At 57.3% G+C, this 8369-nt stretch carries 8 protein-coding genes; 1 reads left to right on the forward strand and 7 read right to left on the reverse strand.

Features of this window, described 5'->3' with window-relative positions; translation table 11 throughout:
* Positions 1 to 375: 375 nt before the first annotated feature.
* From HMCN_RS0116230 to rfbB, 5 genes are all read right to left on the reverse strand, one after another.
* On the reverse strand, positions 376 to 1278 hold the full coding sequence (locus tag HMCN_RS0116230) for a glycosyltransferase family 2 protein (RefSeq protein WP_238552219.1): 903 nt from the start codon (positions 1276 to 1278) through the stop codon (positions 376 to 378).
* A 456-nt stretch (positions 1279 to 1734) separates the two neighbouring features.
* A complete protein-coding gene (gene rfbD / locus HMCN_RS0116235) occupies positions 1735 to 2628 on the reverse strand; it encodes a dTDP-4-dehydrorhamnose reductase (protein ID WP_025918369.1) in 894 nt (297 codons plus the stop codon).
* Positions 2625 to 3170, reverse strand: coding sequence for a dTDP-4-dehydrorhamnose 3,5-epimerase (rfbC, locus tag HMCN_RS0116240; protein WP_025918370.1), 546 nt, complete (start codon positions 3168 to 3170; stop codon positions 2625 to 2627). The genes rfbD and rfbC overlap by 4 nt, the downstream gene beginning before the upstream one ends.
* Positions 3171 to 3174: 4 nt before the next feature.
* Positions 3175 to 4062 (reverse strand): glucose-1-phosphate thymidylyltransferase RfbA, encoded by an 888-nt coding sequence (gene rfbA, locus HMCN_RS0116245; protein ID WP_025918371.1) that lies wholly within the window; start codon positions 4060 to 4062, stop codon positions 3175 to 3177.
* Positions 4063 to 4164: 102 nt separating this feature from the next.
* A complete protein-coding gene (gene rfbB, locus HMCN_RS0116250; protein WP_025918372.1) occupies positions 4165 to 5229 on the reverse strand; it encodes a dTDP-glucose 4,6-dehydratase in 1065 nt (354 codons plus the stop codon).
* 121 nt (positions 5230 to 5350) lie between these two features.
* On the opposite strand from rfbB, the gene HMCN_RS0116255 reads away from it, so the two are divergent.
* Complete coding sequence (locus tag HMCN_RS0116255; protein WP_025918373.1) at positions 5351 to 6169, forward strand: symmetrical bis(5'-nucleosyl)-tetraphosphatase; 819 nt, start codon at positions 5351 to 5353, stop codon at positions 6167 to 6169.
* An 18-nt stretch (positions 6170 to 6187) separates the two neighbouring features.
* On the opposite strand, the gene HMCN_RS0116260 is transcribed toward HMCN_RS0116255, so the two are convergent.
* Complete coding sequence (locus tag HMCN_RS0116260) at positions 6188 to 6925, reverse strand: 1-acyl-sn-glycerol-3-phosphate acyltransferase (protein WP_025918374.1); 738 nt, start codon at positions 6923 to 6925, stop codon at positions 6188 to 6190.
* A 119-nt stretch (positions 6926 to 7044) separates the two neighbouring features.
* Positions 7045 to 8346: a dihydroorotase gene (locus HMCN_RS0116265; protein ID WP_025918375.1), complete on the reverse strand. Its 1302-nt coding sequence runs from the start codon at positions 8344 to 8346 to the stop codon at positions 7045 to 7047.
* Positions 8347 to 8369: the final 23 nt, after the last annotated feature.

Genomic DNA, 8369 nt, shown 5'->3' on the forward strand with positions numbered 1-8369 from the left:
CATCAATGATTCTTCATATTTTTTATTGGCAGAGAATGCACTTAATGCAGAATTGGCTAATCATTGATTAGGGAAATTGGCGATTATGCAAAATCTTCAACATTCCGGAAAAATATTCAACGTCGCTGCATTCTCATTAGTTTTATATTTTATTTATTTTCTTCCGCTATCGTGAATCAATCATCACGCCAAGCCTCCAATTTTACAGAAGGAAGCGCCAGCGCTGTCAATTCTAGAGCTTTTCCCTTTGGCAGGAAATTTATTTAAAATATGTTACAAAAATAAACGGCAATAGCATTATAATAAAAAATATTTTTGAGAATTAACGGCACTCTAGAAAAAAAATAACGCATGTGCGACGATATACTATAAAATTTATTCAACAATATTTTTGACAGACAGTATTTTCTTTATGGTTGCAGTATTAATGACATCTCTTTTTGTATCCAGAAACCAGCCCCACTTGTTAAAATACTGTATTGCTGACCTGACATGATAGAACAACAGCTTCATAGCTTTATATGAGCCTTTCCCATAATCATGAATTATGGTTACATGCGGGAAGTATACTGTTCTTGCAACCTGTCCGATACGTCTGGATAAATCCACATCTTCCAGGTACATAAAAAATCGCTGATCAAATCCGCCAATCTCATCCAATACAGCAGCACGTATCAACATAAAGCAGCCTGACAACACTGGTACATCCATAATTTTGTCATAGCCGCTTGCATGCAATTCATATAAAGCCAGCCGCCCACTGGAACGATACAGAGCCGGGCAAAATCGACGCATCAATAAATCGCCCGGCCTCGGAAGCAGCTTGCATAAATGCTGTTGCCTCCCGTCCGAATAATACACTCCAGGCGCAACCAAGCCTACAGCCTGATGCTGCTCCATATAATCAAGCAATGTCGGAACAACATCGGCTGAAAAATAAACATCTGGATTCAATACCAGGTGGTACGCTACCCCTTTTTTCAGAGCATCCTGGATTGCCACATTGTGGGCAGCGCCAAAACCTGGATTGTCAGGCAAATGAATATAAATTGCGCCGAATTGTTGCGCTACCGAAGCCAACTTATCATTAGGAGAGTTATCAATCAGATATAGGGAGACATTAATCGATGAGGCGATAACGCTGCGCAATACGCGGGTAATTTGCTCAAATGAATTCTGGTAACAGACTACAGAGCAGCTAATGCGCATGGCAGAATCTAAATGCACCATCTCTATTTTCTTTCTTGAACAAGCTAAATCAGACAAGGACGAACGCAACTTCGATCCCCATGACACAGGAATCTCGCAATTTTGCGCACACGGAATTCCATTTAGGCCGGTATCATCCACTCTCCGAGCTATAAGAATTTGGCAGCTTTATCAGCTCTACTCTTCATTCATGGTTGGCGCACCGGAGTCCCATGCTCTGCGGCGCCGCTTTCCGCAATTACCCCGAGGAAGCACAGACAAATCCCCTATAAGGTATCGATTTTATTGGAGCCAAATTCTGACGGCATGAATTAATCTGTGACTCCAGAAATAACTGACATGCTTCTGATCGTGTGGAACAACGAATGACTTAGGGGCAATGATCAACGCATCAACGCGCGATTGAAGAATGACCAGCCCAGCCCGCGAACGCACCTTTGCAGTTGCTTGCTACTTCACGTTTGGTCATTTTGATGCGATCAGCAGGCGGGCAGCATGCCAGAGGTTTCTTGCAAAAATACAGGCTCATTCCATATTTAGAATGGCAGTGTCACGAAAGCAGTTTATCAATGCATGTTTCCAATCAGGCAATTGGCAAAATTCATTCATTAACTTCTCGCAAGACATTGCTGAATGTATCGGTCTCTTCGCGGGCAACGGATAATCCTGCGTTGTGATCGGCGTGAGAATCGGCTTTTTCGCAAGCGCTGCATTTTCCAGTACCGCTTGAGCGAACCCGTACCACGTGGTCTGCCCTTGTGCGGTCAGGTGATAAATCCCCGAACGCTCCTGCCGCCATTCTTGCGCATCTGATGCGCCCTTGCTTTGGGCAACTATGCGGGCGGTGGTGCCGGCGATGGTGCGACACCATGTGGGCGCGCCGTACTGATCGGCGACGATGCGCAGTTCTTCGCGCTCTTGCGCCAGCCGCAGGATAGTGCGCAGGAAATTATTGCCACGCATGCCGTAAACCCAGCTGGTGCGCAGGATCAGGTACGGGATGCCTGCGGCCTGGATCGCTTGTTCGCCGGCCAGTTTGGTCGCGCCATAGACGTTGATCGGGCCGGCCGGATCGGTTTCCAGGTAAGGCGTAGTCTTGGCTCCGTCGAAAACGTAATCGGTGCTGTAGTGGATCATTGCCGCGCCGAGCCGTCTGGCTTCTTCTGCCATCACGCCAGGCGCATCGCCATTGATGCGCATCGCAAGTTCCGGCTCGCTCTCGGCCTTGTCCACCGCGGTATAGGCGGCGGGATTGACGATCAGGCTGGGCTTGACGGCGCGGATCACGTCGCGCACTTGGTCCAGATCGGCGAGGTCCATCTGGCTGCGCTCGAGGGCGATGATTTCGCCCAGGCCTTGCAGGCTGCGCTCGAGTTCGTAGCCGACCTGGCCGGTTTTTCCAGTGAGCAGTATCTTCATGCAAATACCTCTGCATCTGCAAGCAACTGTCCCAATGTATCCTTGCCGGACAACAGCGGCTCCGCGCTCATCGGCCATGCGATGCCGATCGCGGGATCGCTCCACAGGATGCTGCGCTCGAATTCAGGCGCCCAGTAATCGGTAGTTTTATACAGGAATTCTGCCGACCCGCTGGTGACGACGAAGCCGTGCGCGAAGCCTTCCGGGATCCATAGCTGGCGCTTGTTGTCGGCGGAGAGCGTGACGCCGACCCAGCGCCCGAAGGTGGGCGAGCTTTTGCGGATATCGACGGCGACATCGAACACTTCGCCGGCGATCACGCGCACCAGCTTGCCTTGCGGCTGCCGGATCTGATAATGCAGGCCGCGCAGCACGTTTTTGGCCGATTTCGAGTGGTTGTCCTGCACGAAACTGGCGCCGATGCCGGTCAGCTCCTGGAAACGGCGGGCGTTAAAGCTCTCGTAGAAAAAACCGCGATCGTCGCCAAAGACTTTGGGTTCGATAATGAGAACGTCGGGAATGGCAGTCGGTTGAATGTGCATGAAGTTAAAATATCTTCTCGTTCAATAAGCGCAGCAGGTATTGTCCGTAGCCATTCTTTTTGAGTGGCTGCGCCAGGCTTTCGAGTTTGGCCGCGTCGATATAGCCTTTGCGATAAGCGATTTCTTCCGGGCAGGCGATTTTCAGACCTTGGCGGTTCTCAATGGTTGCAATGAATTGGCCGGCTTCCAGCAGCGACTCATGGGTCCCGGTATCAAGCCATGCCATGCCGCGCCCCATCAGCTCGACAGTGAGCTGCTTTCGTTCCAGATAGACCCGGTTGACGTCGGTGATTTCGAGTTCGCCTCGGAAAGACGGCTTGATGCTGGCTGCAATATCGCAAATCTGGCTGTCGTAGAAGTACAGGCCGGTGACCGCGTAACTGGATTTTGGCTGCGCCGGCTTTTCTTCGATGCTGACCGCGCGGCGCTGGGCATCGAACTCGACCACGCCATAGCGTTCCGGGTCGTGCACATGGTAGGCAAACACCGTAGCGCCAGCCGTCCGTTCGGAAGCAGCGCGCAGCTTGGCATCGAAATCGTGACCGTAATAGATGTTGTCGCCCAGAATCAGCGCGGAAGGATGGCTGCCGACGAAGTCCCGTCCAATAATGAATGCTTGCGCCAGGCCGTCCGGCGTCGGCTGCACCGCATAGCTGAGATCGATGCCCCACTGGCTGCCATCGCCCAGCAGCTCCTGAAAGCGCGGCGTATCCTGCGGAGTCGAAATGATCAGAATCTCGCGCATGCCGGCCAGCATCAGGGTGGTCAACGGGTAGTAAATCATCGGCTTGTCGTACACCGGCAGCAATTGCTTGGAAACCGACATCGTCACCGGATATAAACGGGTACCGGAACCGCCGGCCAGGATGATGCCTTTGCGTTGGTGCGTCATAGTGTGGAGTATATTAGAAATTGATATCGTTTATATGCGGTAAATCATGCCTGACCAATGGGTATATGCTTGCACAACGGTTCGTGGCCTGCAGGATGGGCTTCACCCATCCTGCAGGCCGTATTGTTTCTCCACCCACTTCAGATAATCGCCGGACTGCACGTCGCGCACCCACTCCTGGTTGCCCAGATACCACTGCACGGTTTTGCGGATCCCGGTCTCGAAGGTTTCTGCCGGCTTCCAGCCGAGTTCGCGCTCGATCTTGCCGGCGTCGATAGCATAACGTCGGTCATGGCCAGGACGATCAGCGACATAGCTGATCTGGTCGCGATAGCTGCCCCGCGGTTTGGGGTCGAGCGCATCGAGGATATCGCACAGCGTGTGCACCACATCGAGGTTGGCCATCTCATTCCAGCCGCCGACGTTGTAGGTTTCGCCCAATCTGCCTGCCGCCAGTACCCGGCGGATCGCTGCACAGTGGTCGCTCACATACAGCCAGTCGCGCACCTGCCGGCCGTCGCCATAGATCGGTAATGGCTTGCCGGCGCGCGCATTGGCGAGGATCAGCGGGATCAGTTTTTCCGGGAAGTGGTAGGGGCCGTAGTTATTCGAACAATGGGTGGTCAGCGTCGGCAAGCCGTAGGTGTGGTGATAGGCGCGCACCAGATGGTCGGATGCGGCTTTCGAAGCCGAATACGGGCTGTTCGGTGCGTACGCGGTGGTTTCGGTAAACGGCGCATCGTCGGCCCCGAGCGTGCCGTACACTTCGTCGGTGGAGACGTGCAGGAAGCGGAATGCAGCCTTATCGGCTGCCGACATGCCGGCCCAGTAAGCGCGCACCGCTTCCAGCAGCGTGAAAGTGCCGTTGACGTTGGTTTCGATGAAGGCGGCCGGGCCGTGGATCGAACGGTCGACATGGCTTTCGGCGGCAAAGTGCAGCACCGCGCGCGGCCGGTGCGTGGCCAGCAAGCTGACCACCAGCGCGGCGTCGCCGATGTCGCCCTGGACGAACACATGGCGCGGGTCGTCGCGCAGGCTGGCAAGGTTGTGCAGGTTGCCGGCGTAGGTCAGTTTGTCGAGGTTGACGACCGGCTCGTCGCTGTGCGCCAGCCAGTCGAGTACGAAATTCGAGCCGATGAAGCCCGCCCCGCCAGTAACTAAAATCATGTGATATCCCTTGACCCTAATTTGCTATTTTATCGCAGCGCATCATTTTAAGCGAAAATGCATACTGTTCTTGATAAAAACAGACCATAGTGCACCCTCTTCCAGATCAAACCCATACCTTATGAACACTTACGTAATCGGCGACATCCAGGGTTGCCAGCGCCCGTTGCTGGAATTGATGGCGCGCATCGATGCGGTTTCGCCAACTTCGACCACGTTGTTTGCCGGCGATCTGGTCAATCGCGGGCCGGATTCGCTGGCCGCTCTGCGCACCGTGAAAGGCCTGGGCAAGCGCGCCAGGACGGTACTGGGCAATCACGACCTGCACCTGCTGGCGGTGTCGCAAGGCATCCGCCCGATGCATCGCTCCGATACGCTGGACGACATCCTGCACGCACCGGACCGCGATGCGCTGCTCGACTGGCTGCGCCGGCAGCCGCTGGCGATCCTGCAGGATGGCCATTTGCTGGTGCATGCGGGGGTCGCGCCGCAGTGGAGCGCCGCGCAAACGCTGGACCTGGCGCACGAAGTGGAAACCGCGCTACGCGGGCCGCACTGGGTCGATTTTCTGCGCGCAATGTACGGCAATACGCCCGAGCGCTGGGACGACGCGCTGACCGGAGCCGACCGGCTGCGCTGCGTGGTCAACATCCTGACCCGGATCCGCTTCTGTGCGCCGGACGGCACCATGGATTTTGCGACCAAGGAAGGGCTGGCGAATGCACTGCCCGGCACCAGCCCGTGGTTCGACGCGCCCCAGCGCCGCAGCGAGGACGTGACGGTGATATTCGGCCATTGGTCCACCCTGGGGCTGCTGCAACGGCCGAACCTGATCGCGCTCGATACCGGCTGCGTCTGGGGCGGCAAGCTGACGGCGGTATGCCTGGAGGACCGCAGCGTGATCCAGATCGATTGCCCGCAATGCCAAAAACCGGGGTGATGCAGTCGATCACCGGCCTTACGATTCCGGGTGTCCCAGCGCCTGCGCCACCGATTGCCGGGTTTTGCTGGCGATGTCGCGCCGGTGCGCGCCGGCTGTTTCGATCACCGGCAACCGCACCAGTTCCGCCCTGATTTCCCGCGCGCGCAAAATGGCGGCGATGCTTTGCGCAAAGCTCATGTCGCCGATGAAGGCGACTGCCGGATGCGGCGCGCCGCTGGCGTCCAGATAGCGCAGCGCATACGGTTGCACCGGCACCGCAGCCTCGATCGCCGCCTCGAACAGGTTAGCATGGAACGGCAGCAGCTGGCCCTGCTCAGTGGTGGTGCCTTCGGGGAAGAATGCGATGCGCTCGCCGGCATGGACCGCGCCCACCAGCCCCGCGTAAATCCGCCGGACATCGCGCCGGTTGCCGCGCGCCAGGAATACCGTGCCGGCCTTGCTGCTGAGCCAGCCGATCAGCGGCCAGTCGCGCACATCGGATTTGGCCACGAAGCGGCACGGCTGATGGCTATTGATGACGAAGATATCCAGCCACGACACATGGTTGGCGACAATCATCGCATGCGACGCCGGTTGCTGGCCCGCCAGATGCCGCACTTCCAGCTGCACGCCGCAAATCGCCAGCAGCTGGCCCGACCAGCGCTGGATGCGGCGCTCGCGGCCGGCCGCATCGGTGCGCGGGAAGACCACCGCGCAAGTCCACAAACCCGCCAGCAGGTGCGCGGAAATCCGCAAATATTGATAAGCGATCATCTTCGGAGCGTCTTTGACTCAGTATATATACTAGATACGGTATTTTTAACTGCCACAATTAATATATGCGAAAAATGCAATATTTTCAGTGATACTCCCGTTATTTCAATTTTTGGCCGTCAGCGCCGGAACGCCACGTGGCCGGCCACAATCGTGGCCTTGACCTGGCCGAGCATTTCGTAGCCGAGAAACGGCGTGTGCTTGCCCTGGCTGGCCAGCGCGCCGGCCTCCACCGTCCAGCGCGCAGCCGGATCGAACAGGCACAGGTCGGCCACGCTGCCCACCCCCAATTGGCCGGCGGCCAAGCCGCTGACCCGGGCGGCATCGGTGGTGATCTTGGCGATCGCCCGGCTGATTGCCTGTTTTGGCGCTGTCGGGGCCACGCATTCCTCGGCCCATTTCAGCGCCAGCGACAGCAACAGCTCCAACCCGGTGGCGCCGGGCGTGGCTTCGCCGAAGGGCAGCAGTTTTTCGTCATCGTCGACCGGCGTGTGGTCGGAGCAGATCGCATCGATGGTGCCGTCCAGCAGGCGCTGGCGAATCGCGTCGCGGTCGCGCTGGGCGCGCAGCGGCGGCAGCATGCGGGCGTTGGAATCGAAATAGCCGATATCCATCTCGGTCAGGTGGATGTGATGCGCGCCAACATCGCAGGTCACCGGCAACCCTTCCTGCTTGGCGGCGCGCACCAGTTCCAGCCCGGCGGCCGACGACATCCGGCACAGGTGGACGCGCGCGCCGGTCACCCGCATCAATTCGAAAATGGTGTGCAAGGCGACGGTTTCGGCAATCACCGGAATCCCCGACAAGCCCAGCCGCGCGGCGATCGGGCCGCTGTGGGCGATGCCGCCGCTGCCCAGGTGCGCATCCTGCGGGCGCAGCCACAGCGGGTAGCCGAAGGTTTTCGCGTATTGCATTGCGCGCAACAGCACGTTGGTGTCCAGAATCGGTTCCGACGCTTGCGAAAAGCCGATGCAGCCGGCTTCGGTCAGTTCCGCCATCTCGGTCAGCGCCTGCCCTTTCAGGCCGACGGTCAGCGCGCCCAATGGGTAGACGTGGGCCTGATTCAGCGATTTGGCGCGATGCTTGAGCATCTCGACCAAGCCCGGCTCGTCCAGCACCGGATCGGTATCCGGCGGGCAGACCAGGCTGGTGACACCGCCCTGCATTGCGGCCTGCATTTCGGATTCGAGCGTGGCCTTGTATTCGTAGCCAGGCTCGCGCAGACGGGCGCTGAGATCGACCAAGCCCGGCGCAATCATCAGGCCGCTGGCATCGATCACCTTGGCTGCGGCAAAGTCCGCCGGTGCGCCGCCCGGCGCATGGATGCCGGCAATCTTGCCGGAAGCGATGCAAATATCCTTTTTGGCGTCGATCCCGTTGGCCGGATCGACCAGATGGCCGTTTTTGATGTGGAGTTTCATGTTTACCTTATTCCATAGCCGCC

Source organism: Herminiimonas sp. CN (genome assembly GCF_000622895.1).
In the GTDB taxonomy this organism is placed as follows: Bacteria; Pseudomonadota; Gammaproteobacteria; order Burkholderiales; family Burkholderiaceae_D; genus AVCC01.